The organism is Streptomyces sp. NPDC047117 (assembly GCF_040643545.1).
Lineage (GTDB): Bacteria > Actinomycetota > Actinomycetes > Streptomycetales > Streptomycetaceae > Streptomyces.
Map to the genome: position 1 here is coordinate 132846 of NZ_JBEYUN010000020.1, position 24726 is coordinate 157571.

The window sequence follows — 24726 nt, forward strand, 5'->3', positions numbered from 1 at the left end:
ATACGGGCCGTCATACTTGGCACATTCGCAGGCAGATGCTGCATGCTTGTGCACTCAAAGACGGGCAGAAGCCCGAACGTATGCACGGAGCTGCGCGAAGCCGAACGGCGCTTCGCGGAGCTCTACGTCCACGGCGTGGGAGCAGGCTGCATGACATCCACCTTTCCGGACATCTCCATCAGCACGGAGCGTCTGGTGCTGCGGCCCTTCGACGACACGGACATCCCCGCACTCGGCGACATGATGAACGACGAAGCCGTCGTCGCCTGGACCGCACAGCCCTTCCCCTTCACCACGGCGCACGCCGAGGAGTGGGTCGCCACCGGCGCCCCGGCCGTCCGCACCGCCGGCCACGGCCTCGTCTTCGCCGTCACCGAATTCCTCACCCAGCGCCTGGTCGGCACCGTCCGCATCGACCGTACCGACTGGCGGATACGCGGCGCGGAGCTCTCCTACATCACCGCCCCCTGGGCCCGCGGCGAGGGCTACGCATGCGAATCCGCGCTGGCCGTCGCCCAGTGGCTCTTCCGCGACCAGAAGTTCGAGCGGCTGGAGCTCCGCACGGCCGCCGACAACACCGCGGCGCAGCAGGTCGCCCAGAAGCTCGGCTGCATCAGCGAGGGCGTGCTCCGCAACGCCTGGATAGCCCGCTCCCGCACCGAGGACGGCGGCTGGACCGACATCCGTACCGACCTCATCGTCTGGAGCCTGCTGCCCGAGGACTTCGACGGCCCCCCGGAGCCGACAGCGGACGAAAACGGCTTCACCTACCCGGACTGGAACTGAGGGGCCGGACACCGGTGCCGGGCCCCGGCCCGCGCCGTCCGCACCCGGCGGCACGCCCGGCCGCTCGGGGTACCCTCACCTGATCCACCCCCGCACGACGGGACGCCCGCACGGACCGGACCACCGCCCGGCCGTACGGACGAGGCACGGACGACCGCACGTACAGCCGCACGGACAACCGGCGGCCGCACGGACAACCGCACGACGAGACCAGGGAGACAGCTGCAGATGGCCGACCGCGTCACCGTGATCGGGTGGGACGGCTCGCCTCTGACCGCCGCCGCACGCTCCGCACTGGGCGCGGCGACCCTGGTGGCCGGTGCCGCCCACCACCTGGCGCTCAAAGAAGTGCCGCCCGCCGCCGAACGGATCAGACTCGGCAGCGTCGAACTGGCCGCCCGCCGCATCGCGCAGCACCGCGGCACCGCCGTCGTCCTCGCCGACGGCGACCCCGGCTTCTTCGGCGTCGTCCGCACCCTGCGCGCCCCCGAACACGGCCTCGAAGTCGAGGTCGTACCGGCCGTCTCCTCCGTCGCCGCCGCCTTCGCCCGCGCCGGCATGCCCTGGGACGACGCCCAGATCGTCGTCGCCCACAGCCGCGACCTGCGCCGCGCCGTCAACGTCTGCCGCGCCCACACCAAGGTCGCCGTCCTCACCTCGCCCGGCGCCGGCCCCGCCGAACTGGCCCTCCTGCTGCGCGACGTGCACCGCACCTTCGTCATCTGCGAAGCGCTGGGCACCACTCAGGAGCAGGTGACCGTCCTCACGTCCGACAAGGCCGCAGACCATGTCTGGCGCGACCCCAACGTCGTCATCGTCGCCGGCGGCGGCAGCGCCGCCACCCAGGGCAGCCCCTGGCTCGCCGCCCACGAGATCGGCTACCCCTCCGGACCGCGCGGCTGGGGCCTCTCCGACAGCGCGTACGGCGGCGGCCTCACCGAGGGCGAGTCCGGCCAGCTGCGCACCGCCCAACTCGCCCGCCTCGGCCCCACCGTCGGCGACCTGGTCTGGGACATCGGGGCCGGCTCCGGCGCCGCCGCGGTGGAGGCCGCCCGCTTCGGCGCCGCCGTCATCGCCGTCGACTCCGACGCGGACGCCTGCGCCCGTACGGCCGCCGTCGGCCGCCGGTACGGCGTACAGCTCCAGGTCGTGCACGGCCGCGCGCCGCAGGCGCTCGAAGACCTGCCCGAGCCGGACGTCGTCCGCATCGGGGGCGGCGGCACGGCCGTGGTCACCGCCTGCGCGGCCCGCCGCCCCGAACGCATCGTCACCCACGCCGCCACCCGCGACGAGGCGGAGGCGCTCGGCCGCGCGCTGGCCGACGGAGGGTACGAAGTCGAGTGCGCGCTGCTCCAGTCCGTCGAACTGGACACCTCCGTATGGGTGGAGCGGGAGCGGGCCGTCGTCTTCCTCGTGTGCGGTTACCGCGTGCATCACCCCTGACCCGAACGGTCACCCGTGGGAGGTAGGCTGGCGGATCGTTGCGCCGCCGTTCCGCGATCGGAGTCGTGGGTCAATATCCGGAAAAGTCCGAGGTTTTGACCGCACAAGATGCTCTTGAGGGCGGACGTGCCGCGAGGCGCGCTCGCTCGTTCTAGCTATGGGGGCGGTCGGCGCGTGCCGCGGTCGAGCGCGTCGGACGAGCGGTTGGAAGGAGCACTACCGATGGGCGAGGGGTACGCATGACCGACACCGGCCAGGTCCCGGGCGAGGGACTGCCGGAGAACGCAGGCGGACATCCCGGAGGGCCGTTGCCTGCGGCCGCTCCCGCCCCTGCCGACGCCGGCCAGCAGCCGCACGACGCGTACGCCTACCTCGACACCGCCGAGCAGGCGGAGGACGACGACCTGCTGATGCCGGGCGCCCAGGGCGCCTGGGGCAGCGAGCAGCAGGCCGCCCCCGCCGAGCAGGCCTCGTACGCCGACTACACCCCGGGCCGGGGCGCGGTGTACGACCCGGTGGCCGCCTATGACCCGACGCCGTACGAGCCGATGGCGTACGCCGAGGAGCAGCCGGCAGGCCCGGCGGCCGCGCAGCCCGCCGCCGCGGCTCCCGCCGCCGGTACGTCCCCCGGCGCGCACGAGCACGGCGGCCGGGACACCGGCTCCGTCGACGTCGGCGGCGTACGGATGCCCGAGGCCGCCCCGTCGCAGCCGGACACGGCTCACGCGGGTGCCCCGCAGCCCGGTGCGACGCCGCCGGGGGCCATGCCGGGCCAGGCCGCGATGCCGAAGCAGGCCACGCCCGCGCGCCGCCCGCTGCACATGGGCCCGCCCGTGCCCGAGGCGCACACCGGCGGCGTGGTCCGCTCCCTCGCCGACCGCGGCCCGGCCGGCACCCCGCAGCCGCCCCAGCGCCACGCGGGCCCGCCGACCGTGGGCCCCGAGTACCTCGACATCCCGCGCGACGAGCCGGGCCCGCTCCCGGAGGCGGCCCCGGGCCCCCTCCCCGAGGACGGCGCCCAGCCGGCGGCCCAGCAGGCGGCCCCGATGCCTATGCCGGAGGTTGAGCCGGTTCAGGGGGAGCAGGCGGATCAGTCGGTTGAGCCGGGTGGGTCCGCTGAGCAGGGCCAGACTGCTGAGCAGGGTGTTCCCGGTGAGCAGCCGGAGCAGGTGGAGCAGGCCGGGCAGGACGTCCAGGCTGAGCAGGGCGCCCAGGCTCCGGCCGAGGCGCAGGCTGCGCCGGCCGCGCAGCCCGCACCGGCGCCGGAGCACGGTGGCGTGAGCATTCCGGCGCAGATGCCGGCGTGGGGCGCCGAGCCGGTGGGCGGCACTGCCGGTACTGCTGGTGCCGGGGAGGTGGCCGAGGCCGGTGAGCAGCCGCAGGCCGCTGAGGCGACGGCGGACGCTGCTGAGGCCGCGGCGGATGCTGCTGAGGTCGCTCAGGAGGCGCAGGCCGCTGAGGCCCAGACTCCTGAGGCCCAGGCCGCTGTCGAGCAGCAGGAGGCCGTGGAGCACGGTGTCGCCGCACCGCTTCCCGAGGCCGACGCGGCGGAACACAACGCCGCGGCTCAGGTCCCTCCGGGCCAGGAGGGGGCCGAGGCACAGGCCGCCGCGCCCGCGACGCCGGAGCCCGCTGCCGAGGCCGGGGCGCAGGACGCCGGAGCCGCCGCGCAGCAGAACGACACCGAGGGCGAGCAGGGCCCCGCGGACGGTACCGGCGAGGCCGTACCGGCAGCCGCGGAGCAGCCCGAAGCGGAGCCCGTAGCAGAGGAACACGTGCACAACGAAGAACAGGCCGTGACCGAGCCGCAGGCACCCGTCGCCGAAGCCGAGCCGGTCCAGGCCGCCGCGCCCGCCGAGGCGCAGCCCGCCCCGCAGGACGCCGCCGAGCTGGTGCAGCTCGGTGAGGACGGCGCGGAGGACACGGCCGGCGCCAAGGTGCCCCGCGCCCGGTCGGCGCGGTCGGCCAAGGCGAAGGCCACGCAGGCCGCGATCAACGCCGCTTTCGCTGCGGACCCGACGCCTGTCCTACCGGCGGAGGCCGCTGCACCGGTGGATGTCCCTGTACCGGCTGAGCCCACCGGGCCGGTCGAGGCCGCCGGGCCGGTCGAGGCTGCTCCTGAGGAGGGCGTGGCCGAGGCGACTCCTGCTGCCGAGCCCGAGGCCGCTCCGGAGGCTGCTGCTGAGACGGCCCCGGAGGCGGTGGAGGGGCCTGCGGCTGTCGAGACTCCTGAGGTCGCTGAGACGCCCGCTCCCGAGGGCGATGCGGGCGACGCCGGCGACGGGTCGGAGGACTCGCAGGACGAGCCCCCGGCTTCGCCGGATGCGGCAGCAGCCACGGACGCGACCGTCGAGGAGACGGCAGCCACGGCCGCCGACGAGGCGCCCGCTGAGGACGCGACCGTCGAGGAGGCGGCCCCCGCACAGGCCGACGCTGCCGAGCCCGCCGAGTCCGTGACCGAGCCGACCGGGACCGACGCAGCTGCCGAGGCGGAGACGCCAACGGCACCGGCACCCGAGGCCGCCGCCGACTCCGACGCCGAGCACGAGGCCGGGACCGCCCCTGACGGCGAGACCGCTGCCGAAGGCGAGACGCCCGAAGCCGAGTCCGGCGCGGCGCCTGCTCCCGAAGCCGACGCGGAAGCCGTACCGGTGCCCGAAGCCCCGGCCGCCGAGCCCGCCCCGGTCGCCGAGGACGGTGCCGAGGAGCCCACGGCCGAGGCCGAAGCTTCCGAGGCCGTAGCGCCCGACGCCGACGCGGCGGGAGACCAGGACGCGGACACGGAAGCGGACACAGACACGGACGCGGAGGCCCTCCGGCCCGTCGACCCCGCAGCGGGCTACGGCGACGACGAGCGTGCCGCCGTACACCGCGTGATGCGCGAGCGCCGCGACATCCGCAACGGCTTCCGCAACGACCCGATCCCCAACGACGTACTGCTGCGCGTCCTGGAGGCGGCCCACACCGCCCCCAGCGTCGGCCACTCCCAGCCCTGGGACTTCGTCGTCATCCGGTCCGCCGAGACGCGCGAGCGGATGCACGAGCTGGCGATGCGGCAGCGTGAGGCGTACGCCAAGTCGCTGCCCAAAGCGCGCGCGAAGCAGTTCCGCGAGCTGAAGATCGAGGCGATCCTCGACACCCCGATCAACATCGTCGTCACCGCCGACCCCACCCGCGGCGGCCGCCACACGCTCGGCCGGTACACCCAGCCGCAGATGGCCCCGTACAGCTCCGCGCTCGCCGTGGAGAACCTCTGGCTCGCCGCCCGCGCCGAGGGCCTCGGCGTCGGCTGGGTCAGCTTCTTCGACGAGCGCGAGATGGTCCGCGAGCTGGGCCTGCCCGACCACCTGGAGATCGTCGCGTACCTGTGTGTCGGGTACGTCGACGAGTTCCCGGAGGAGCCCGAGCTGATGCAGGCCGGGTGGTCCAAGCGCCGCCCGCTGTCCTGGGTCGTGCACGAGGAGACGTACGGGCGCCGCGCGCTGCCCGGCGCCGAGCCGCACGACCTGCTCCAGGAGACCCTGCAGGGCATCCGCCCGCTGGACGCCAAGGCGCTCGGCGACGCGTGGGAGCGGCAGAAGCGGATGACCAAGCCGGCCGGCGCGCTCGGCATGCTGGAGATCATCTCGGCGCAGCTGTGCGGCCTGTCGCGGAAGTGCCCGCCGCCCATCCCGGAGCCCGCCGCCGTGGCGATCTTCGCGGGTGACCACGGCGTGCACGCCCAGGGCGTCACCCCGTGGCCCCAGGAGGTCACCGGCCAGATGGTGGCCAACTTCCTCGGCGGCGGCGCGGTCTGCAACGCCTTCGCGAACCAGGTCGGCGCCGAGGTCTGCGTCGTGGACGTCGGCGTGAAGTCCGAGCTGCCGGCCACCCCCGGCCTGCTGCCGCGCAACGTGCGCCCCGGTACGGACGACATGACCGCCGGGCCCGCGATGTCCCGCGAGGACGTCCTCAAGGCCGTCGAGGTGGGCATCGAGACCGCCCGCGACCTGGTGTCGGCCGGGAACAAGGCGCTCCTCACCGGCGAGATGGGCATCGCGAACACCACCGCGTCCGCGGCGCTGATCTCCGTCTACACCGGCAGCGACCCCGCCGAGGTCACCGGGCGTGGCACGGGCATCAACGACGAGACGCACGCCCGCAAGGTCGACGTCGTCCGCCGCGCCCTCGAACTGCACCAGCCGGACCCGGCCGACCCGATCGGCGTCCTCGCGACCGTCGGCGGCCTGGAGCACGCCGCGCTGGTCGGCCTGATCCTCGGCGGCGCGTCGCTGCGTACGCCGGTGATCCTGGACGGCGTGAGCGCCGGCGCGGCCGCACTGGTGGCGCGAGCCGTGGCCCCCGAGGCGCTGGCCGCCTGCATCGCGGGCCACCGCAGCGCCGAGCCGGGGCACGTCGCGGCCCTGACCAAGCTGGGCCTGCGCCCGCTGGTCGACCTCGACCTGCGCCTCGGCGAGGGCACGGGCGCGCTGCTCGCCCTGCCGATCGTGCAGAGCGCGGCGCGTGCGATGCACGAGGTGGCCACGTTCGACGCCGCCGGAGTCACCGAGAAGGGCTGACCGCCCGCGGGGAGGGCGACGGCCCGCCGGTACGGATCTCACCGAGACCCGCACCGAGCCGGGCCGCCGCCCTCACCACCGCCACACACGCAGGCCGCGTCGCGCCTGCCGGGCTGGCGCCCTCCCGTCCCGCCCCGGAACCTCGTTCCTCCCGGGTCCCGCCGGCACACCCGCGGGCCCGTCGGCGCACCCCCGCACGGCCCGTCGGCGCACCTATGGGCCCCCTCAGCACACCCATGGGACCGCCTCAGGGCCGCCCGCGCATGACCCCGGGGCCGCGGCCAAATAGGCTGTGGGCCGGAATGCGTGGCCGCCCGTACCGGCCGCACCACCACCCTCACGCCGCTCCAGTGCCGAAGCGGCCCCGCATCACCCGCACAAGGAGCCGTACCGCCATGGCCGTTCCCTCCGAGCACGCCGCCTATCCCGTCGGCCTGCGCCTGACCGGCCGCCGGGTCGTGGTGCTGGGCGGCGGCCAGGTCGCCCAGCGCCGGCTGCCCGCGCTGATCGCCGCCGGCGCCGACATCCTGCTGATCTCGCCGTCGGCCACGCCCTCCGTCGAGGCCATGGCCGACGCGGGCGAGCTGGCCTGGGAGCGGCGTACGTACCGGCCCGGCGACCTCGCGGCCGCCTGGTACGCGCTGATCTCCACCGACGACGACGCGGCCAACACCGCCGCCTCCCAGGAGGCCGAGGAGCACCGCGTCTGGGCCGTACGCTCCGACGACGCCGAGGCGGCCACCGCCTGGACGCCGGCCACCGGCCGCAGCGAAGGCGTCACCGTCGCCGTCCTCAACACCGACTCCGCCGGCCGCGACCCGCGGCGGGCCGCTGCGGTCCGGGACGCCATCGTCGAGGGCCTGCGGGACGGCACGATCGCCGCGCCGCAGCACCGGCGGCGTACGGCGGGCGTCGCCCTGGTCGGCGGCGGTCCCGGCGACCCCGACCTGATCACCGTGCGCGGCCGCCGGCTGCTGGCCGAGGCCGACGTCGTGATCGCCGACCGGCTCGGTCCCCGTGACCTGCTGGACGAGCTGCCGCCGCACGTCGAGGTCATCGACGCGGCGAAGATCCCGTACGGCCGGTTCATGGCTCAGGAGGCCATCAACAACGCGCTCATCGAGCACGCCAAGGCCGGCAAGGCCGTGGTGCGCCTCAAGGGCGGCGACCCGTTCGTCTTCGGGCGCGGCATGGAGGAGGCCGAGGCGCTGGCCGCCGAGGGCCTCACCTGCACGGTGGTGCCGGGCATCTCCAGCTCCATCAGCGTCCCCGGCGCGGTCGGCGTGCCCGTCACGCACCGCGGCGTCGCGCACGAGTTCACCGTGGTCAGCGGCCATGTCGCGCCCGACGACGAGCGCTCGCTGGTCGACTGGGCGGCGCTGGCGAAGCTGCGCGGCACGCTGGTGATCCTGATGGGCGTGGACAAGATCGGCGCCATCGCCGCGGCCCTGGTGCAGCACGGGCGCGGCGCCGACACGCCGGTCGCCGTGATCCAGGAGGGCACGATGGCGACCCAGCGCCGCGTCGACGCCACGCTGGAGACGGTCGGGGCACGGGTCAAGGAAGAGGACGTCCGCCCGCCCGCCGTCATCGTCATCGGCGACGTGGTCAACGCAGCAAAGACCTTCAAGCCGTAAGGCGCGAGGTCCAAGGCGTGACGGCTCGCGCCTTGGACCCCCGAGCCCTGGGCCTCCGCGCCGTGGCCGGTACGCCGTGAGCTCCGGGGCCCGTGGTCCTTCGCGGCACGCCGGGCCCCTCGCCCCGGCCCCGGCGCTGTGGGGCCCTCGGCGGCCGCCTCACGGCGTGAAGTGACGCTTCGCCACCTGGCCCCCCTTTGCTGGGGTTATACAGGGGCGTGGCGGACGGCAGCGGGTTGTCCACAGGCCGACCCGCCCCCGTACGGCGGGCCGGCCGTAACCGTAGGTAACAAATCCGGCTCCCGGCATGGGAACCACAACGACGACAAGGCACCATCGACCCGTGGCAGACATCATCACCGTCGACGACCCCGACGACCCCCGGCTGCGTGACTACATCGGCCTCACCGACGTGGAACTGCGCCGCAGGCGCGAACCGGCCGAGGGACTCTTCATCGCCGAGGGCGAGAAGGTGATCCGGCGCGCCAAGCAGGCCGGGTACGAGATGCGGTCCATGCTGCTCTCCGCCAAGTGGGTCGACGTCATGCGGGACGTCATCGACGAGGTGCCGGCCCCGGTGTACGCGGTGGACCCGAAGCTCGCCGAGCAGGTGACGGGCTATCACGTACACCGCGGCGCGCTCGCCTCCATGCAGCGCAAGCCGCTTCCGGAGCCCGGCGAGCTGCTCGCGTCCGCGCGCCGTGTCGTCGTCATGGAAGCGGTCAACGACCACACCAACATCGGCGCGATCTTCCGCAGCGCCGCGGCCCTCGGCATGGACGCCGTGCTGCTCTCGCCGGACTGCGCCGACCCGCTCTACCGGCGGTCGGTGAAGGTCTCCATGGGCGCGGTCTTCTCCGTACCGTACGCGCGCCTGGAGCACTGGCCGCGGAGCCTGGAGACCGTACGGGAGGCCGGCTTCAAGCTGCTCGCGCTCACCCCAGACGACAAGGCCACCGCCATCGACGAGGCCGCGCCGTACCGGCTGGAGCGGGCCGCGCTCATGCTCGGCGCCGAGGGCGACGGACTGTCCCGGCAGGCCCTGGTCGCTGCGGACGAATGGGTGCGCATCCCGATGGCGCACGGCGTCGACTCACTGAACGTCGGCGCGGCCGCGGCGGTCGCCTTCTACGCGGTCGCCACGGGCCGCCCGGGCACGGCCTGAGAAAACGGGGCACTGCCTCAGAACGGGGGGGAGGGCCTGCCCCTACGGCCGCTTTTCGGCCCCCGTCAACGCTCCCGTCGAAGCCCCCGCCAGGTCATCCGCACCCGTCCCACGCACCTCAAGCGACGCGTGGTCCTCACGCGCGTGGGCCTCATGCGCATGGGCCCCACGCCCATGGGCCTCATGCACCGGAGTCTCGTGCGCAGGCGCCTCACGTACGTGTACCCCCTGCGTACCCGCCGCCCGCGCGCCCACCGTGTGCGTGCCCTGCGCGCCCCGGTCGTGGGCCGAGCCGCGGGTGGGGCCCTGGCAGCCTTGGGCCGCGGCGATGCCCAGGGCCACGAGCAGCGTCACCGTCACGAACACGATGAGCCGCTGACGGAGCAGCCGGCGGTCCGGGCCCGCCGGGCGGCGGCCGCCCGACGTGGAGCGTGCGGCCGGGCGTGAACCGTTTCGCCCAGTCGAACGCGCGCCCGGCACGCGTCCCGAAGCACGGCCCCCCGAGCGCCCCTCGGAGTGCGGCCCGGCGGACCTGCCATGGGAACCGGAACCGGCGGCCGAAGCGGCGCCGGACCGGCCCTGAGAAGCGGACGCCGACCGGCCGTTCGAGCCTGCCGGCGCGGAGCGGCCGTTCGACCCGGCGGCAGAGCGCCCGTTGCTGCTCGCGGGCGCCGACCTGCCGTTGGAGCCCGATGCCGCGGCACCGGAACGCCCATGGGAGGACGACGGGGGAGCCGCGGACGCGGAACGCGCACCGCTGCCGCCCGCCGAGGGCCGCCCGCCGCTCTGGCCCGGGGCCGACGGCCAGCCGCCACCCGTGCCCGCCGAACGGGAACCGGCCGGGCGGGACACGGAAGGCCGCGAGGAGGACTGCGGACGCGGCGTACTGGGCCCCTGGCCCGGCGTGCGCCGCTCGTCCCCGCGCTGGCGTGCGAACTCCTCCGCCCGGCGGCCCGAGGAGCGGTCCGGCGTGCCCCGGTCCGTCCGTACCAGCGCCTCACCCGGCAGCCCGTCCACCGGACCGTCGCTCAGCCCGTGCGCCTCCCGCGCGGCGATCTCCTTCAGCCGCAGCGAGAGCGACAGCGTGCTGGGACGCTCGGCCGGGTCCTTGGCCAGGCAGGACTCGATCAGCGGCACCAGCGCGTCGGGCACCCCGGCCAGCTGCGCCTCCTCGTGGACCACGCGGTAGAGCATGACCTCGGAACTGCCGTGCCCGAAGGGCGAGTCCGCGGTACAGGCGTACGCCAGCGTCGCGCCGAGCGCGAAGATGTCCGTCGAGGGCGTGACGGCCGCGCCGCGCACCTGTTCGGGCGCGAGGAAGCCGGGCGAACCGACGGCCGTACCGACGTGCGTGAGCGTGCTCGCGCCGGTCGCCCAGGCGATGCCGAAGTCGATGATCCGCGGGCCCTTCGGGGACAGCAGGATGTTCGACGGCTTCAGGTCACGGTGGACCACGCCCGCGTCGTGCACGGCGAGCAGCCCCTCGGAGAGCGCCGCGCCGATCGTGGCGACCTGCGTCGGCGGCAGCGGGCCCTCGTCGTTGACCTTGTCGTGCAGCGAGGGGCCGGGGACGTACTGGGTGGCGAACCACGGGCGGTCCGCGTCCAGGTCGGCCGCCACCAGCCGCGCCGTACAGCCGCCCCGGATGCGCCGTGCCGCCTGCACCTCGCGCGCGAAGCGGGAGCGGAATTCGTGGTCCTCGGCCAGGTCGGGGCGGATCACCTTGAGGGCCACCCGCTGGCCGCGCTTGTCGGACCCGAGGTAGACCACGCCCATCCCGCCGGCGCCCAGCCGCCGGTGCAGCCGGAACGAGCCGACGACCCGCGGATCCTCGCGCCGGAGCCGCATCATCGCCATGTCCGTCCCCTACCTGCGGTGGGGAGGCCCCACTCCGCTGCATCCGTCTGACGTGCCACAGCTTACGGATTGACGGCGCGCTGCGCTGTCAGGCCGCGCATGCGTCGGCCATGGATTGTCGGCGACGCGGGTACGGCGCGGGCCGCGCAGCCGGAATGTGCCTGCGTACGTGCGGAGTTCCGCGGCCCGCGCCCAAGGGTCGGCGACGGCACGGGGTTTGGCGGCCGGCGGGCGGCGTCGCGAGGGCGGCGGCCGCCGCAGCGGAACCGGGGCGGGCGCGGCGGCGTCCCGCGAAGGCCCGCCGACCGGCCCCGGCCGGTGGCGCGCGAGGGAGTGGCAGAAGTGACCGAAGTCACGCGAAGCGGCGGTCCCGGGACACAGTCGGGCATCCGGGCACGGGGACGGGCGTACCGGCGCCCCGGCCTCGGCCCGGGCGTACGGACGACCGGGCGGCGGCATCCAGTGGTCCACCGGCGGCATCCGGCGGTCTCCCGGCAGCCTCCCTGCGAGCCGTCCCGTCCGGGATCTCCCTGAATGCCGGTGCCGGGTCTCCACCCAGGGGAGTAGATGGCGGGGTCTCCCGTCATCCTCCTGGAGGCCGGTGGATCAGTACGTCGGGCTGACGCCCCGCGGCCGCTCGCTGCCTAATGTGGAGGTCAAGCGGTGGGCACGGTACTCGTCCCCCGAGGTCGGACGCCCACCGCTTTCGGAACGAGGGGAGCGGGGCGATGGCCGACACGGCGGGACGGACGGTTCTCCGTACGCAGGGGCGCAGGGCGGCCACCGCGTTCGGCGGGCACCAGCCCTCCGGCACCCGCCACCCGCTGGTGGCGGTGGCCATGGTGCTGCCGCTGGCGGTGCTGCTGGCCGTCGTCTTCGGCGGCTGGGAAGCCGTCGTCACACAAGCGTCGTCCGTGGCCGGATTGCTGGGGCACTGAGGCCCAGGTCCCGGAAGAGCGGTCCGGGACCGGGGTGCTCACAGCGCTCCGGGGACAAGTCTCCGGCCGATTGACCCCGTGGGGACGGGGGTACGGCGGACGGCACGAATGGCCGGGCATCTGGGGAGATGCCCGGCCTTCGCGCGTCCGGGGCGGGTCGGGCAGCCGCGCAGGCGGTGCGTACGATCCGAGCGGCGGAGCCGGCCGGTGCGCTCTGCGCGAGCCGGGTCCGTACGAACCGAGGGGGAACGATGTCCAGCGCCCTGATACGCCGCCTGGCGGCACTCTCCGAGGCGTCCATGGCGTCCACGACACCCGGGGTGCCCACGGCCTCTCCGGCGCCCGCCGCCTCCCACGCCCCTGACACCCCCGACGCCCCCTCGCCCCCCATCGTCCTCGCCGACCGTCCCGACGGGACCGTGGTGCGCGGCGGGCGGGCCGTGGCCAAGGCGCACGCGGCCGACTGTGACGCCGCCGCGCTCGCCGTCCGGCTGCGCATCGCCGCCCACCCGGCCCTGCACGGCACGCTGCTGCCCCCGTTGCCGGTCACCGGCCCTGACGGCTACCTCGTTCGGCACGACGACGGCCGTCCCCTCACCCGCTGGCCGTACGGCCTCCCGGTCGCGCCGGACGACCCGGACGGCGCGCCCTGGGAGGACGCGGCCCGGCTCCTCGCCCGGCTGCACGCCGTGGACCCGGCGACGCTGCCCGGCCCGGTGCCGCCGATGCGCGGTCCCGCCAAGGCCGCCCGCGCGCTGGTCCGGATGCGGGCCGCGCCGGCCGACGCCGTGCCGTCGCTGGCCGCCGCGGCCCGCACGGTGGCGGCCGGCTGGGCCGCGCTGCCGGCCTGGGCCCGCGACGAGGCGCCCGCGCCGGGGCCGGGGCTGCTCTGCCACGGTGACCTGCACCTGGGCCAGCTCGTCCGGCACCCCGTGCCCGACGGGCGCTGGCTGCTCATCGACGTCGACGATCTCGGTCTGGGGGAGCCGGGGTGGGATCTCGCCCGGCCCGCGGCCTGGTTCGCGAGCGGGCTGCTCGCCGGGGACGTCTGGGCGCGCTTCCTCGGCGCGTACCGGGCCGCCGGCGGCCGTGCCGTACGCCCCGAAGGTGATCCATGGCCGGAACTGGACGTCCCCGCCCGCGCCCTGACGGTCCAGACCGCCGCCCTCGCCCTCGCCAAGGCCGCCCCGGAGGGCCGCCCGCTGGACGAGGTGGAGAGCGCTCTCGTCGAGTCCTGCGCGCGGATGGTCTGGTGACAAGCTGTTACGTACCGGGGCAGTTGAGGTGCGTTTTTGCGTCGTAGGGTGAACACACCAACGGTGGACGGAGGTTCGTTGCCGCCGCCGTGCGATCACAGGAGTTGAGCCGACATGCAGTGTCCCAAGTGCCATGCGCCGATGCATACGTACAACCGGAACGGGGTCCAGATCGAGCAGTGCTCGGGCTGCCGCGGGATCTTCCTGGACTACGGCGAGCTGGAGTCGCTGACCCGGCTGGAGTCCCAGTGGTCGCAGCAGGCCCCGCCGCCCCCGCCTGCGCCCGCGCCCGCCCCGCAGGCCTACCCGGCGGCGCCGGCCTGGGGCGCCCCGCACCACGGACAGCACGGTCACCACGGCCACCATGGTCATCACGGCCACCGCAGCTTCGGCCGGATGCTCTTCTCCTCCTGATCGCCGGTGCCCGCCCGGCCCCTGGAGGGCCGGGCGCCCGGCGCTGCCGCCACGGCAACGACGAAGGGTCGGAGCTTTCGCTCCGACCCTTCGTCTTCGTGTGGACGATACTGGGATTGAACCAGTGACCTCTTCCGTGTCAGGGAAGCGCTCTCCCGCTGAGCTAATCGTCCTCGGGACCATGGTCACTCCGCGAAGTGAGTCATGGGCACTGCGTGCGCGATACTGGGATTGAACCAGTGACCTCTTCCGTGTCAGGGAAGCGCTCTCCCGCTGAGCTAATCGCGCGGGACGGTCCTTGCGGACCAGTGGACGATACTGGGATTGAACCAGTGACCTCTTCCGTGTCAGGGAAGCGCTCTCCCGCTGAGCTAATCGTCCTTGGAGGTGGAGACGGGATTTGAACCCGTGTAGACGGCTTTGCAGGCCGTTGCCTCGCCTCTCGGCCACTCCACCAGGAGCGTAGGGGTTCGGGAAGATCCCCCACTCAGAGCGGACAACGAGGCTCGAACTCGCGACCTCAACCTTGGCAAGGTTGCGCTCTACCAACTGAGCTATGTCCGCAGGTGCCTCCCTCAGACTAACGCCTGAGAGCTGCTGTCTTCGGTCGGCTTCCGCTTTTCGCTTCCGCGTCCCGGCGACGTGTTGAACTCTAGCGGATTCCTGGGCCAGTACAAAAACGCGTTTGTGCAGCGTGCTGCGTACTCGTTCGACCGGGGCGGTGCCGGGGGCGCCGTCCTAGACTCGACGGCGTGCCCGACCTGCCTCCGCTGGCCCGCTTCGGCGGCCTCATCGCCACTGACCTGCGCGACGTCACCAGTGACCCCGCCGCCCTGGACTCCGCGGGCTGGTGGGCCGTGGTCGCCGACTTCGAGGGCCGCCTCGTGTGCGCGCGCTTCGGCGACGTACGGGAGGACCCCGGCAACGGCCCCCGCGGCGCGTGGCGCGGGCCCGCGCGCGAGGCCTGGACCTCCTCGATGGACCGGGCCGCCTACACCGCGGGCGTCCGCCGGATACGCGAGCACATCGCGGCGGGCGAGGTCTATCAGGCGAACCTGTGCCGAATTCTCTCCGCGCCGCTGCCCGACCCCGAGCGCGCCGACGTCGACGCGCTGACCGCATTGCTGGCCCGCGGGAACCCGGCGCCGTATGCCGGAACGGTTCGCCTGCCCGCGCACGGCGTCGAGGTCGCCACCGCCTCGCCCGAGCTGTACCTGCGCCGCACCGGCCGCACGGTCGAGTCCGGCCCGATCAAGGGCACCGGGCGCACGGCGGAGGACCTGCTGGAGAAGGACCACGCCGAGAACGTGATGATCGTGGACCTGGTCCGCAACGACATGGGCCGGGTGTGCGCCACCGGCTCCGTGACGGTGCCGGCCCTGTGCGCGGTCGAGCCCCACCCCGGACTGGTGCACCTCGTGTCCACCGTGCGCGGTGAGCTGGCCGAAGGGGCGGGCTGGCCCGAGCTGCTCGTCGGCACCTTCCCGCCCGGCTCCGTCACCGGCGCGCCCAAGCGCAGCGCCCTGGACATCATCGAGACCCTGGAGACCGCGCCCCGCGGCCCGTACTGCGGAGGCGTCGGCTGGGTGGACGCCGACCGGCGCACCGGCGAGCTGGCGGTGGGCATCCGCACCTTCTGGGTCGACCGGCAGGCCGCCGCGGGCCCCGTCCTGCGCTTCGGCACCGGCGCCGGCATCACCTGGGGCTCCGACCCCGGCCGCGAGTGGGACGAGACCGAACTGAAGGCGGCCCGGCTGCTGGCGGTAGCGTCGGAGACGTACGAAACGACTGGAGGAACGACGCGATGAAGATCTGGCTCGACGGGGAACTGCGGGACGCGGACAGCGCCCGGGTCTCCGTTTTCGACCACGGACTGACGGTCGGGGACGGTGTCTTCGAGACCCTGAAGGCCGAGGACGGCCGCGCCTTCGCGCTCACCCGGCACCTCCACCGACTGACCGCCTCGGCCCGCGGCCTCGGCCTGCCCGACCCGGACGAGGACGAGGTACGCCGCGCCTGCGACGCCGTCCTGGCCGCCAACCCCATGCCGCTCGGCCGGCTGCGCGTCACCTACACCGGCGGCCACTCGCCGCTCGGCTCCGACCGCGGCGAGGAAGGCCCCACCCTCGTCGTCGCGCTCGGCGAGACCACGCGCCGGCCCGACACCACGGCGACGATCACCGTCCCCTGGACCCGCAACGAACGCGGCGCGCTCACCGGCCTGAAGACCACCTCGTACGCCGAGAACGTCGTCGCGCTGGCCCGCGCACGCCAGCAGGGCGCCAGCGAGGCGCTGTTCGCCAACACCGTGGGGCAGCTGTGCGAGGGCACCGGCTCCAACGTGTTCGTCGTCCTCGACGGTGAACTGCACACCCCGCCGGTGGAGTCCGGCTGCCTGGCCGGCATCACCCGCGCGCTGACCGTCGAATGGACCGGCGCCAAGGAGACCGACCTGCCGCTGGAAGCCCTGGAGCGGGCCGAGGAGATCTTCTTGACCTCCACCCTGCGCGACGTCCAGGCCGTCACCCGCAACGACGGCCGGCAGCTCGGGGACGCCCCAGGACCGGTCACCGCCAAGGCCATGCGGATCTTCACCGAACGCGCGGCGGCCGACTTCGACCCGCGCTGAGGCCCGCCTGACCAGGCCGATGTCTGAGCGGGCGCGCGCGGGGACAGAACAACACCGTGACCACAACGCTGCGCCCCACCGGCCCGGACGAGCATCTGAAGGACGGCGCCCGGGCCCGTACGTTCGACGTCTGCGTCAACAGCCGCCCTGTCGGCCGGCTCCGGCTCGCCACCGACCCGCGGTCGGCGCTGCCCACGGGCCGCCTCGCCGACCTGTGGATCGACGAGCCCGACCGGCGGCGGGGCCGCGCCACCGTCGCCGCGCTGGCCGCCGAGGAAGTGCTGCGCGGCTGGGGCTGCCGGCGCATCGAGTTCTTCGTGCCCGTCGACGCCACGCCCGCGCTGCGGCTCAGTACGGCGCTCGGCTACACCGAGCGCTCCCGCCGGATGCGCAAGGCGCTCACCACGCCGCCCGCGCTGCCGCCCGGCAGCACCGACCGGCCGTTGGCCGAGGCGGAGTACCCGGCCTGGCGCGATGCGGCGCAGGCCGAGTTCGTCCGCGTCATGGCCGCGCAGGGTGAGCCGGCGGACCGGGTCGCGGAGCTGGTGGCCGACAGCCACCGCCGGCTGCTGCCCGAGGGCGTCCGTACGCCGGGGCAGAGCCTGCGCGTCCTGAGCCACGAGGGGACGGACGTGGGGACGCTGTGGACCGCGCTCGTCGTACCGGGGGAGGCGGGCGGCTACGTGTACGACGTCCAGGTCGCCCCGCGGCACCGCGGCCACGGCCACGGGCGCACCCTCATGGGCATCGCCGAGCGGGAGTGCCTGGCCGCCGGGCACCGCGTACTCGGGCTGAACGTGTACTCCGACAACGCGGTGGCGCGCCGGCTGTACGAGTCCCTGGGGTACCGGACCACGGACCACCTGCTGTGGAAGCCGCTGCTGTGAGCGGCCGGGCGGTCGGGGGCGGCGCTACTCGGCCGCCGCCAGCAGCCGGTCCGCGATCTCCTCGACGCGGGCACGCAGCCCCTCCTGGCTCTTGCTGCCGTCCAGCCGCTCGCCGCCGATGACGTACGTGGGCGTGCCGGTCACGCCGATCGCCTTGCCCTCGGCCTGGTCCGCGTCGACGATCAGCAGATGCCGCCCGTCGATCAGCGCGGTGTCCAGCTCCTCGGCGTCCAGGCCCAGCTCCCCGGCCACCTTCACCAGCAGCTTCTCGCCCTGCTTCGCCAGCTCCGCGGTACGGCCGAGCACGGCCTCCACGTACGGCCACCCCTGGCCCTGCTCGATGGCCTCCTCGGCGGCCTGCGCGGCGGCGTAGGCGTGCTTGTGCTTCTCCAGCGGGAAGTGGCGCAGCCGGATGTCCAGCCGGTCGCCGTAGCGCGCACGGAGCGCGTGCAGGTCGGCGAGGGCGGTGTGGCAGTCCGGGCACTGCAGCTCGCACCAGACGTCCAGGACGATGGGGAGGGCGGCCTCGGCGGGGGAGGGGGCGTCGTTCATGGGGCCAGTCTTCCAGCCCCCGCGGCCCCGGCCGTACAGCCCCCGAGGCGGCGGCCCACCGGCACCTGCGGAGGATCCGGACCCCGAGATGTCCCCGAGGACGCCCCGGACCATGGCCGGTACGGCGTGCGAGGGGGCACGATGGAGGGGAAACCGCATCACAGCAGGAGGATCCGATGCTGACCTCGACCGTCTGCGCCGCTCTGTCGGTGGCCGGCCTGGGCATCGCCGCGCTGACCGCCTTCCGCAGGCGCTTCCTGGCCGCGACGCGCATCGCCGCCTTCGCGCTCATCCCCGCCGGGCTGGTCATGACCGGCATCATCGACTGGATCACGGGGCTGGTGCTCAAGCCGACCGTGTGGGCGGGCTTCGGCCTGCTGGCGCTCTCGGTCCTGCTGTTCCTCGTGAGCCGCTTCGCCGAGCGCCACTCCGGGCGGCGCAAGGAACGCCGGGCGGCCGCAGCGGCGCAGCCCGGTGCCGCGGTGGCCCCGGGCGCCTCGGCGCCGTCCCTGGGCGCCGGACGTGAGCCCGCCCGCCGGCCCGCCGCCGAGCCGGCCCGGCAGGGCGGCGGCGAGGACGACTTCTCCGATATCGAAGCCATCCTGAAAAAGCACGGGATCTGAGGAAGTCCCCCTCTCCCGGGGGAACTGCCCGCCGCTCGCGGAGACCTGCTGGGTCATGATCTCCGCGAGATGAACGACGAGTGCGCCCTGCCCCGGGAGAACACTCCCCGGGCCACCGACCCAGTTTCTCCGTCCCGCGGCTGCCTGTTCGCGCTGTCCCAGCCGCCCCTGATGCTGTTCCTCACCGTCATCGGTGTGCTGCTCATGATCGGCGCCGTGCACGACCTCTTCTGGCTGTGAGGGCTGTGAAGGCCGTGAGCGGACCGTGACGAGCGGGGGCCGCGAGCGGCCGGGTCCCGCCCCGCCGGCTCAGCCCGCCGCCTCCCGGCGGCGCGCCCGATAGGCGGCGACGTGCAGGCGGTTTCCGCAGGTCCGGCTGTCGCAGTAGCGGCGCGAGCGATTGCGCGAGAGATCGACGAAGGCGTGCCGGCAGTCCGGTGCCTCGCAGCGCCGCAGCCGCTCCCGCTCCCCGGCGACGACCAGGAACGCCAGCGCCATCCCGCCGTCCGCCGCGAGGTGGTCGGCCACCGAGGCGCCCGGCGCGAAGTAGTGCACGTGCCAGTCGTACCCGTCGTGGTCGGTCAGCCGCGGGGTGGTCCCGGCCGCCGCGACCAGCGCGTTCAGCAGCTCCGCCGCCGACCGGTCGTCGTCGGCCGCGAAGACCTCGGCGAAGCGCGCCCGTACCGACCGCAGGGAAGCGAGGTCCCGTTCGCCGAGCGTGCCCACGTCGCTGATGCTGTTGCGCGCGACGAATTCCCTCAGCTCCGCCACGTCGCTGAGCCTGTCGGGGGCCGCCGGGGCCCCGTCCTCGGGCGCGGTGTTCAGGAGGTCGACGACCGCCTCCAGCGCGCACCGGCTGTCGTGGGTGATCATCACGGTTGCTCCCAGGCCGGGAGGGGCGGGCCCTGCCGCCCCCGGGATCAATGGGCGGTGGCCGGCGATCCGCAGCGATCGGCCGGCCACCCCCTTGTGCCGAATGGTCGCCGACTCTAGCGCTTCCAACAAGGCCGGGCGGACACGGCGGCGGAGGCGTGCGCGGTGTGCGGGGCGCGGCGTCCGGGCCGGTCAGCGCGGACGGCGCCGCCGCCACGGTGGATTCCGCGGCGGCGGCGCCGGTGCTTGCCGTATGAACTTGTCCGTCCTGCGCCGTCTCCCCGAGTCGGACGGCGCGAGTGGTGAGCGGGTTGACGCGGTTTGCGGCCGCGGGTCTCCTCAGCTCTCCGCGAGGATGTGGGAGAGCTCCGTGTCGAGATCGAAGTGACGGTGCTCGGTGCCCGGCGGAACCGCGGCATCCGTGCGCTTCAGGAAGGATTCCAGAGCCCGCGCCGGGGCTTCGAGCAGTGCCTCGCCCTCCGGAGAGCTCAGGGCGATGCAGACGACGCCCTGACCATGACTCCGGGACGGCCAGACGCGGACGTCGCCGGTGCCGGTGGGCCGGTGCAGGCCCTCGGCGAGGAGATCACGGGCGAATACCCACTCGACCGTCTCCTCGGCTCCGGTGTGGAAGGTGGCGTGCACGGCATAAGGATCGGCCGTGTCATACCGCAGGCCCGCAGGTACAGGCAGTGAGGACTCGCTCGACACAACGAGGCGCAGGTGCAGCTCGCAGCTGACCGTGGTGTTCATACGCCAGGGCCTTTCGCTCAGTGTGCGCTCGGGGGTTCGCACGTCGGCGAAATCGACATGCCACCTACGGTGGCGTTGTAAACCCCTCTGACTGTTTTGGGTGGCTTCGAGTACCTCTTACGGCGGAGTCCCGGATCCTCCCGAGCGTTCATGCGGGGGAGTGGAGCGTCGGGTAGGTTTGCGAGTATGAATGCGGAGAGTGACGGGGGCCGTGGCGCGAGCACCGGAGGTGCGACGGCAGTCCCGCAGAAGCTCGGGTCCAAGGCGCCGCATTTCGTGAAGCGCTCCCGGACCCTCCACATGAGCTGGCAGGTGGCGATCTTCATCGTCGGGCTCGCGGTGGTCGTCGGCGGCATCATCATGCTGCCGCTGCCGGGCCCCGGCTGGCTGGTGATCTTCGCCGGCATGGCGATCTGGGCGACCGAGTTCGTCTGGGCGCAGCTCGTCCTGCGCTGGACCAAGCGCAAGGTCACCGAGGCCGCCCACCGGGCCCTCGATCCGAAGGTCCGCCGCCGCAACATCATCCTCACCACGATCGCCGTCGTGATCGTGGTCGCGGCCCTCGCGGGGTACGTGTGGCAGTTCGGCTTCGTCATGCCCTGGAAGATCGGTCGGTGACCGTGGTCATGAGCCCCGCTGACATGCGGTAATGTTGGCGGTGCGCTAGGCCGAGAGGCACCGGCGCCCCGGGCGATTAGCTCAGTGGGAGAGCGCTTCGTTCACACCGAAGAGGTCACTGGTTCGAACCCAGTATCGCCCACCCGGATCAAGAACCCGGAGGTCTCGTACCTCCGGGTTCTTGGCGTTTCCCGGCCTCCCGCGCGGCACACTGGTCCCATGCCCGACCGGCCGGTCCGCCCGCACCACTACCGCTTCCGCAGCGTCTGGCTGCTGGACGCGCCGCCCGACGCCGTCCTCGCCGCCCTGGAGCGTCCCGAGACCTACCCGCGCTGGTGGCCCCAGGTCGCCGAGGTGCAGCGGACCGGCGAGCACTCCGGCACCGCCCGCATCCGCTCCGCGCTGCCGTTCAGCCTGCGGATCGCCGCCCGCGAGGCCCGCCTGGACCGGACGGCCGGCGTCCTGGAGGCGGAGCTGCACGGCGACATCGACGGCTGGGCCCGCTGGACGGTCGGCCCGCACGGCTCCGGCACCCGCGCGCTCTACGAGCAGGAGGTCGAGGTGCGCAGGCCGTTCATGCGCCTGCTGGCCTACCCCGGGCGCCCGTTCTTCCGCCTCAACCACGCCCTGATGATGCGGGCCGGCCGGCGCGGACTGGCCGCCTGGCTCGACGGCCGGCAAGGAATTTGAACGCAGGGCCCCGCGACCTGTATTGTTCAGCTCGTTCGCGGGGGACACCCCAAGAACCCCGGGCGATTAGCTCAGTGGGAGAGCGCTTCGTTCACACCGAAGAGGTCACTGGTTCGAACCCAGTATCGCCCACAAGTGCGAGGGTGAAGCGTGCTTGCCAACAGTGCAAGCCGCTTCGCCCTCGTCGTGTTTTACGTGGCTGCGCCACGCGTGGCGGGGGCTTCGCCACCCGCCCCCCCCCCGCAGATAGGGCCGGTCCGGCATCAACGGTCCGGCCTTCTGCGTTTGTTCACCCGCGTTTGTTCATGCGTGTCCGCTCACGCCGCCGCCGGCAGGTCCGGGCGGAGGGGCCAGTGCGGGTCCACCGGCTCCTCCGTGCCGTTGCGGGCGAACCATGCCTGCAGGCCCCGCGCCTGCGCCGCGTGCCACACCGCCTGCAGCGCGTGCAGCTCCGCCACGCTCAGCCCTTCGAGGCGCGTCGCGAACGTCTGCCCCACGGCCCGTACGACCTGCAGCGCCGCCGTCGCGTCCGCCGCCGCCTCGTGCGCCCCCGACAGCTCGACGCCGTACTGCTCGCACAGGTCCGTCAGCGTCCGGCGGCCCTTGCGGTACCGGTCCAGGTGCTTGTCCAGCACCCGCGGATCCAGCACGCACAGCGACTGCGTACCGAGATACGTCGCCAGCGACGACGCCCGGTGCCGCCGCAACTCGCGGTCCAGCAGCGTCAGATCGAACGGCGCGTTCATCACGACCAGCGGCCGCCCCGCCATCGCCTGCTCCGCCAGGGCCCGCGCTATCTCCTCCATCACCGGCGCAGGCCACCGGCCGTTCATCGCCAGATGCCCGGCCGTCAGGCCGTGCACCGCCGTCGCCGCCTCCGGGATGTCCACACCGGGATTGACCAGCCAGCGCGTGACCCGCGGAGTCGAGCGGGGCGTCTCCTGGACGACCAGGGCGGCGGAGACGATGCGGTCCTGCTCCACGTCGATCCCCGTGGTCTCCGTGTCGAAGGCGGCAAGTGGCCCGTCGAACCAGCTCGGCATTGTCCCAACTCCTCGCGCTCCTGCGGCGGGTGGCCTGCCCCGGGCCGCCCGAGCTGGTGATACCCGGCCCTCACGGTTGTCGAACCGCCCTTGTTTGCGGACCACTTGACACGGAGACAACACAGAGGGGACCGCCGCCTCAGCCGCGGTCCGCCGGACCGCCGTGCGGCCCGGCCACTCCCTTCCACCCACCCGACCCGCACCACCGCAACGCCCGGAAGGCACAGGAGCGATGACGCTCGCGCAGCCCGAACCGGGTGGGCTGTCAGCCGCAGGCGGGCGGTACCCCCGGCCCGAAGGGGGTCCGGTACCGCTGCGCGGCCAGCTCGCCACCACCGCCTCCATGGAGACCCTCCAGGTGGGCTACCTCCACGCCGTGGCCGCCGCCGCGGGCTGTTCGCTCGCCCAGCCCTTCCCGGACAACGGCATCGACTGGCACGTCAGCCACAGCGCGCCCGGCCACACCATCGACGACGAAGTGACCATCAAGGTGCAGCTCAAGTGCACCTACCAGGTCCGGCCGCGCCCCCCTGGGGCGAGCTTCGGCTTCACGCTGGACAACGAGCACCTCGTGAAGCTCGCCCGGACACCCGTGGCGGTGCACAAGATCCTCGTCGTGATGCTCGTACCGCGCAGCCCCGAGGACTGGCTGCTGGCGAGCCACGACCGGCTCGAGCTGCGGCACTGCTGCTACTGGATCAACCTGGCGGGCCGGCAGGCCACCGGCAGGCGCAAGACCACAGTGCGGATCCCGACCACGCGGGTCTTCGACGACCGCGCGCTCAGCGAGATCATGACGCGGGTCGGGGCGGGAGGGAGACCCTGATGTACCGGCCGACCGAAGACCACCCCTTCCCCGTTCCCGACCCCGCCCGGGTCGACCCGGGTGTCCTCACCGCCCTGCTGGCGCGGCACGGCTGGCGGCGCCGGGGCGGCCCCCAGGGCCGGTACGCGCGCTGGACCCCGCCCGGCGGCGCCGGCGGCACCAGCCTCCTCGTGCCCGGGGCGGCCGGCTATCCCGACGGCGCCGACCTGCTCGCCGAGGCGCTGGACGCGCTCTCCCGCAGCGCCGCGCCCTCGGCCCGCGAGGTCCTCGTCGGCCTCGCGCTGCCCAGCGACGAGGTGCGCTGGGAACGCGACACCCCCGACGAGGGCTCCGGCGCGACCCTGTGGACCGCACAGGAACGGCTGCGCGCCGCGGCCCGCTCCCTGCTTGTCGCCGGCGCGCTCGGCACGTACGGAAAGGCCGGGTACTACGGCGCCCGGCACAAGCGGCAGGCCGAGGCGTTCCTCGACCAGGTGCTGGTCGGCCCGGCCCCCGCCGGCCGCCGGCTCACCGCGTACGTACCGGTCCGTGCGGGCCGCGGCTCCGTCGCCGGACTCCAGCGGGCGCTGCACGCGGCGCGCGACGCCACCGACTACCAGCGCGCCACGGGCGGCATGGAGGCCTACGAGGCGGCCGTGGAGCTGGGCGTCTGCCACGAGCTGACCGAGGCGCTGATCTCCCTGGTGCGCGACGCCGAAGGGGTCCGCATCTCCCTCGCCTGGTCACCGGCCGAAGGCCCGCCGCCGGGCTGCCCGGCCCGGCCCGAACCGGTCGAGTTCACCCCCGGCGACCTGCCCGCGCTGCAGCAGGCCGCCCAGCGGTACGTACGGGACGAGCCCTCGCTGGCCGTGCGGGTGACCGGCACGGTCGTACGGATGCGCCGCGACCGGCCCGACGGCCCGGGCGCGGTACGGCTGCGGGTCCTGGCGGGGGCCGACGTGGCGCAGGTCAGGGTCGCGCTCGGCGAGGAGGACTACCGGATCGCGGGCCATGCGCACCTCCTCGGGCTGCCGGTCCGGGTGAGCGGCCGGCTGGAGAGCCGCGGCGGCTTCCGCCGGATAACGGGCGCCCGGGACGTCACGCCCGTCCAGGTCGACGAGGCCGAGCGGGACCGGCTGCTGAAGTCGCTCCAGGAGAACCTGGACCACTTCGAGGAGGCGTGCGGCGGGGAGTGAGC

22 protein-coding genes and 7 tRNA genes are annotated in these 24726 nt (G+C 74.1%); 19 read left to right on the top strand and 10 right to left on the bottom strand.

Annotated elements, in window-relative coordinates; genetic code table 11:
• The first annotated feature begins 150 nt into the window (after positions 1-150).
• The 5 genes from ABZ840_RS31060 (at position 151) to ABZ840_RS31080 (ending at position 9590) form a co-directional block, all read left to right on the top strand.
• Positions 151-786, top strand: coding sequence for a GNAT family N-acetyltransferase (locus ABZ840_RS31060; protein ID WP_361565133.1), 636 nt, complete (start codon positions 151-153; stop codon positions 784-786).
• A gap of 228 nt (positions 787-1014) precedes the next feature.
• Positions 1015-2229, top strand: coding sequence for a precorrin-6y C5,15-methyltransferase (decarboxylating) subunit CbiE (gene cbiE, locus ABZ840_RS31065; RefSeq protein ID WP_361565136.1), 1215 nt, complete (start codon positions 1015-1017; stop codon positions 2227-2229).
• A 239-nt stretch (positions 2230-2468) separates the two neighbouring features.
• Positions 2469-6788: a nicotinate-nucleotide--dimethylbenzimidazole phosphoribosyltransferase gene (cobT, locus tag ABZ840_RS31070; RefSeq protein ID WP_361565139.1), complete on the top strand. Its 4320-nt coding sequence runs from the start codon at positions 2469-2471 to the stop codon at positions 6786-6788.
• 395 nt (positions 6789-7183) lie between these two features.
• Complete coding sequence (cobA, locus tag ABZ840_RS31075) at positions 7184-8425, top strand: uroporphyrinogen-III C-methyltransferase (protein WP_361565142.1); 1242 nt, start codon at positions 7184-7186, stop codon at positions 8423-8425.
• Between the two features lie 343 nt (positions 8426-8768).
• The gene (locus ABZ840_RS31080) at positions 8769-9590 is read left to right on the top strand and encodes an RNA methyltransferase (RefSeq protein ID WP_361565145.1); all 822 of its coding nucleotides are present in this window, start codon (positions 8769-8771) and stop codon (positions 9588-9590) included.
• A gap of 42 nt (positions 9591-9632) precedes the next feature.
• Here the strand turns inward: ABZ840_RS31080 and ABZ840_RS31085 are convergent, their stop codons facing one another.
• On the bottom strand, positions 9633-11447 hold the full coding sequence (locus ABZ840_RS31085) for a protein kinase (protein WP_361565148.1): 1815 nt from the start codon (positions 11445-11447) through the stop codon (positions 9633-9635).
• A 728-nt stretch (positions 11448-12175) separates the two neighbouring features.
• Between ABZ840_RS31085 and ABZ840_RS31090 the strand changes: the two genes are divergently transcribed.
• From ABZ840_RS31090 to ABZ840_RS31100, 3 genes are all read left to right on the top strand, one after another.
• Positions 12176-12385: a hypothetical protein gene (locus tag ABZ840_RS31090; protein ID WP_361565151.1), complete on the top strand. Its 210-nt coding sequence runs from the start codon at positions 12176-12178 to the stop codon at positions 12383-12385.
• A gap of 251 nt (positions 12386-12636) precedes the next feature.
• A complete protein-coding gene (locus ABZ840_RS31095) occupies positions 12637-13641 on the top strand; it encodes an aminoglycoside phosphotransferase family protein (RefSeq protein WP_361565154.1) in 1005 nt (334 codons plus the stop codon).
• Positions 13642-13755: 114 nt separating this feature from the next.
• On the top strand, positions 13756-14055 hold the full coding sequence (locus ABZ840_RS31100; protein ID WP_361565157.1) for a zf-TFIIB domain-containing protein: 300 nt from the start codon (positions 13756-13758) through the stop codon (positions 14053-14055).
• 101 nt (positions 14056-14156) lie between these two features.
• On the opposite strand, the gene ABZ840_RS31105 is transcribed toward ABZ840_RS31100, so the two are convergent.
• From ABZ840_RS31105 to ABZ840_RS31125, 5 genes are all read right to left on the bottom strand, one after another.
• Positions 14157-14228, bottom strand: a tRNA-Val gene (locus tag ABZ840_RS31105).
• Between the two features lie 43 nt (positions 14229-14271).
• A tRNA-Val gene (locus tag ABZ840_RS31110) sits at positions 14272-14343 on the bottom strand.
• 21 nt (positions 14344-14364) lie between these two features.
• Positions 14365-14436 (bottom strand) — tRNA-Val (locus tag ABZ840_RS31115).
• Position 14437: 1 nt separating this feature from the next.
• Positions 14438-14511, bottom strand: a tRNA-Cys gene (locus ABZ840_RS31120).
• A 35-nt stretch (positions 14512-14546) separates the two neighbouring features.
• Positions 14547-14619, bottom strand: a tRNA-Gly gene (locus ABZ840_RS31125).
• 188 nt (positions 14620-14807) lie between these two features.
• Between ABZ840_RS31125 and ABZ840_RS31130 the strand changes: the two genes are divergently transcribed.
• From ABZ840_RS31130 to ABZ840_RS31140, 3 genes are read left to right on the top strand one after another with little or no spacing between them, the layout of a single operon-like run.
• Positions 14808-15863 (top strand): chorismate-binding protein, encoded by a 1056-nt coding sequence (locus ABZ840_RS31130; protein WP_361565160.1) that lies wholly within the window; start codon positions 14808-14810, stop codon positions 15861-15863.
• Entirely contained in the window at positions 15860-16684 is an 825-nt protein-coding gene (locus ABZ840_RS31135; RefSeq protein ID WP_361565163.1) for an aminodeoxychorismate lyase, read from the top strand. Before ABZ840_RS31130 ends, ABZ840_RS31135 begins: the two co-directional genes overlap by 4 nt.
• Positions 16685-16740: 56 nt before the next feature.
• Entirely contained in the window at positions 16741-17571 is an 831-nt protein-coding gene (locus ABZ840_RS31140) for a GNAT family N-acetyltransferase (RefSeq protein WP_361565166.1), read from the top strand.
• A gap of 24 nt (positions 17572-17595) precedes the next feature.
• Here ABZ840_RS31140 and ABZ840_RS31145 read toward each other — a convergent pair whose 3' ends face one another.
• The gene (locus ABZ840_RS31145) at positions 17596-18123 is read right to left on the bottom strand and encodes a DsbA family protein (RefSeq protein ID WP_361565169.1); all 528 of its coding nucleotides are present in this window, start codon (positions 18121-18123) and stop codon (positions 17596-17598) included.
• A 176-nt stretch (positions 18124-18299) separates the two neighbouring features.
• Here ABZ840_RS31145 and ABZ840_RS31150 point away from each other — a divergent pair, with 176 nt between their 5' ends.
• Both ABZ840_RS31150 and ABZ840_RS31155 read left to right on the top strand, forming a co-directional pair.
• Positions 18300-18746 carry a hypothetical protein gene (locus ABZ840_RS31150; protein WP_361565172.1) on the top strand — a complete coding sequence of 149 codons (447 nt, stop codon included), beginning with the start codon at positions 18300-18302 and terminating at the stop codon, positions 18744-18746.
• 69 nt (positions 18747-18815) lie between these two features.
• The gene (locus ABZ840_RS31155) at positions 18816-18986 is read left to right on the top strand and encodes a hypothetical protein (protein WP_361565174.1); all 171 of its coding nucleotides are present in this window, start codon (positions 18816-18818) and stop codon (positions 18984-18986) included.
• 69 nt (positions 18987-19055) lie between these two features.
• On the opposite strand, the gene ABZ840_RS31160 is transcribed toward ABZ840_RS31155, so the two are convergent.
• Together ABZ840_RS31160 and ABZ840_RS31165 are read right to left on the bottom strand one after the other, a co-directional pair.
• The gene (locus ABZ840_RS31160; RefSeq protein ID WP_361565176.1) at positions 19056-19622 is read right to left on the bottom strand and encodes a CGNR zinc finger domain-containing protein; all 567 of its coding nucleotides are present in this window, start codon (positions 19620-19622) and stop codon (positions 19056-19058) included.
• A gap of 336 nt (positions 19623-19958) precedes the next feature.
• On the bottom strand, positions 19959-20372 hold the full coding sequence (locus ABZ840_RS31165) for an SsgA family sporulation/cell division regulator (RefSeq protein ID WP_003959770.1): 414 nt from the start codon (positions 20370-20372) through the stop codon (positions 19959-19961).
• Positions 20373-20558: 186 nt separating this feature from the next.
• Between ABZ840_RS31165 and ABZ840_RS31170 the strand changes: the two genes are divergently transcribed.
• From ABZ840_RS31170 to ABZ840_RS31185, 4 genes are all read left to right on the top strand, one after another.
• Positions 20559-20990 carry a TIGR02611 family protein gene (locus tag ABZ840_RS31170; protein ID WP_361565179.1) on the top strand — a complete coding sequence of 144 codons (432 nt, stop codon included), beginning with the start codon at positions 20559-20561 and terminating at the stop codon, positions 20988-20990.
• Positions 20991-21060: 70 nt separating this feature from the next.
• Positions 21061-21132: transfer RNA gene (locus tag ABZ840_RS31175), tRNA-Val, on the top strand.
• Positions 21133-21209: 77 nt separating this feature from the next.
• Positions 21210-21680, top strand: a complete 471-nt coding sequence (locus ABZ840_RS31180) for an SRPBCC family protein (protein ID WP_361565182.1) — start codon at positions 21210-21212, stop codon at positions 21678-21680.
• Between the two features lie 60 nt (positions 21681-21740).
• Positions 21741-21812, top strand: a tRNA-Val gene (locus ABZ840_RS31185).
• A 185-nt stretch (positions 21813-21997) separates the two neighbouring features.
• Here ABZ840_RS31185 and ABZ840_RS31190 read toward each other — a convergent pair.
• Positions 21998-22723, bottom strand: a complete 726-nt coding sequence (locus ABZ840_RS31190) for a 3'-5' exonuclease (protein WP_361565184.1) — start codon at positions 22721-22723, stop codon at positions 21998-22000.
• Positions 22724-22955: 232 nt separating this feature from the next.
• Between ABZ840_RS31190 and ABZ840_RS31195 the strand changes: the two genes are divergently transcribed.
• Positions 22956-23549, top strand: a complete 594-nt coding sequence (locus tag ABZ840_RS31195; RefSeq protein WP_361565186.1) for a DUF4365 domain-containing protein — start codon at positions 22956-22958, stop codon at positions 23547-23549.
• On the top strand, positions 23549-24724 hold the full coding sequence (locus tag ABZ840_RS31200; RefSeq protein ID WP_361565189.1) for a hypothetical protein: 1176 nt from the start codon (positions 23549-23551) through the stop codon (positions 24722-24724). The genes ABZ840_RS31195 and ABZ840_RS31200 overlap by 1 nt, the downstream gene beginning before the upstream one ends.
• The last annotated feature ends 2 nt before the right edge of the window (positions 24725-24726 follow it).

Excerpts from the sequence above, each read along its gene's own strand:
- ABZ840_RS31060 (WP_361565133.1), top strand. The coding sequence starts at position 151 with ATGACATCCACCTTTCCGGACATCTCCATCAGCACGGAGCGTCTGGTG.
- cbiE (WP_361565136.1), top strand. The coding sequence starts at position 1,015 with ATGGCCGACCGCGTCACCGTGATCGGGTGGGACGGCTCGCCTCTGACC.
- cobT (WP_361565139.1), top strand. The coding sequence starts at position 2,469 with ATGACCGACACCGGCCAGGTCCCGGGCGAGGGACTGCCGGAGAACGCA.
- cobA (WP_361565142.1), top strand. The coding sequence starts at position 7,184 with ATGGCCGTTCCCTCCGAGCACGCCGCCTATCCCGTCGGCCTGCGCCTG.
- ABZ840_RS31085 (WP_361565148.1), bottom strand. The coding sequence starts at position 11,447 with ATGGCGATGATGCGGCTCCGGCGCGAGGATCCGCGGGTCGTCGGCTCG.
- ABZ840_RS31090 (WP_361565151.1), top strand. The coding sequence starts at position 12,176 with ATGGCCGACACGGCGGGACGGACGGTTCTCCGTACGCAGGGGCGCAGG.
- ABZ840_RS31095 (WP_361565154.1), top strand. The coding sequence starts at position 12,637 with ATGTCCAGCGCCCTGATACGCCGCCTGGCGGCACTCTCCGAGGCGTCC.
- ABZ840_RS31100 (WP_361565157.1), top strand. The coding sequence starts at position 13,756 with ATGCAGTGTCCCAAGTGCCATGCGCCGATGCATACGTACAACCGGAAC.
- ABZ840_RS31135 (WP_361565163.1), top strand. The coding sequence starts at position 15,860 with ATGAAGATCTGGCTCGACGGGGAACTGCGGGACGCGGACAGCGCCCGG.
- ABZ840_RS31145 (WP_361565169.1), bottom strand. The coding sequence starts at position 18,123 with ATGAACGACGCCCCCTCCCCCGCCGAGGCCGCCCTCCCCATCGTCCTG.
- ABZ840_RS31150 (WP_361565172.1), top strand. The coding sequence starts at position 18,300 with ATGCTGACCTCGACCGTCTGCGCCGCTCTGTCGGTGGCCGGCCTGGGC.
- ABZ840_RS31155 (WP_361565174.1), top strand. The coding sequence starts at position 18,816 with ATGAACGACGAGTGCGCCCTGCCCCGGGAGAACACTCCCCGGGCCACC.
- ABZ840_RS31165 (WP_003959770.1), bottom strand. The coding sequence starts at position 20,372 with ATGAACACCACGGTCAGCTGCGAGCTGCACCTGCGCCTCGTTGTGTCG.
- ABZ840_RS31170 (WP_361565179.1), top strand. The coding sequence starts at position 20,559 with ATGAATGCGGAGAGTGACGGGGGCCGTGGCGCGAGCACCGGAGGTGCG.
- ABZ840_RS31180 (WP_361565182.1), top strand. The coding sequence starts at position 21,210 with ATGCCCGACCGGCCGGTCCGCCCGCACCACTACCGCTTCCGCAGCGTC.
- ABZ840_RS31190 (WP_361565184.1), bottom strand. The coding sequence starts at position 22,723 with ATGCCGAGCTGGTTCGACGGGCCACTTGCCGCCTTCGACACGGAGACC.
- ABZ840_RS31195 (WP_361565186.1), top strand. The coding sequence starts at position 22,956 with ATGACGCTCGCGCAGCCCGAACCGGGTGGGCTGTCAGCCGCAGGCGGG.
- ABZ840_RS31200 (WP_361565189.1), top strand. The coding sequence starts at position 23,549 with ATGTACCGGCCGACCGAAGACCACCCCTTCCCCGTTCCCGACCCCGCC.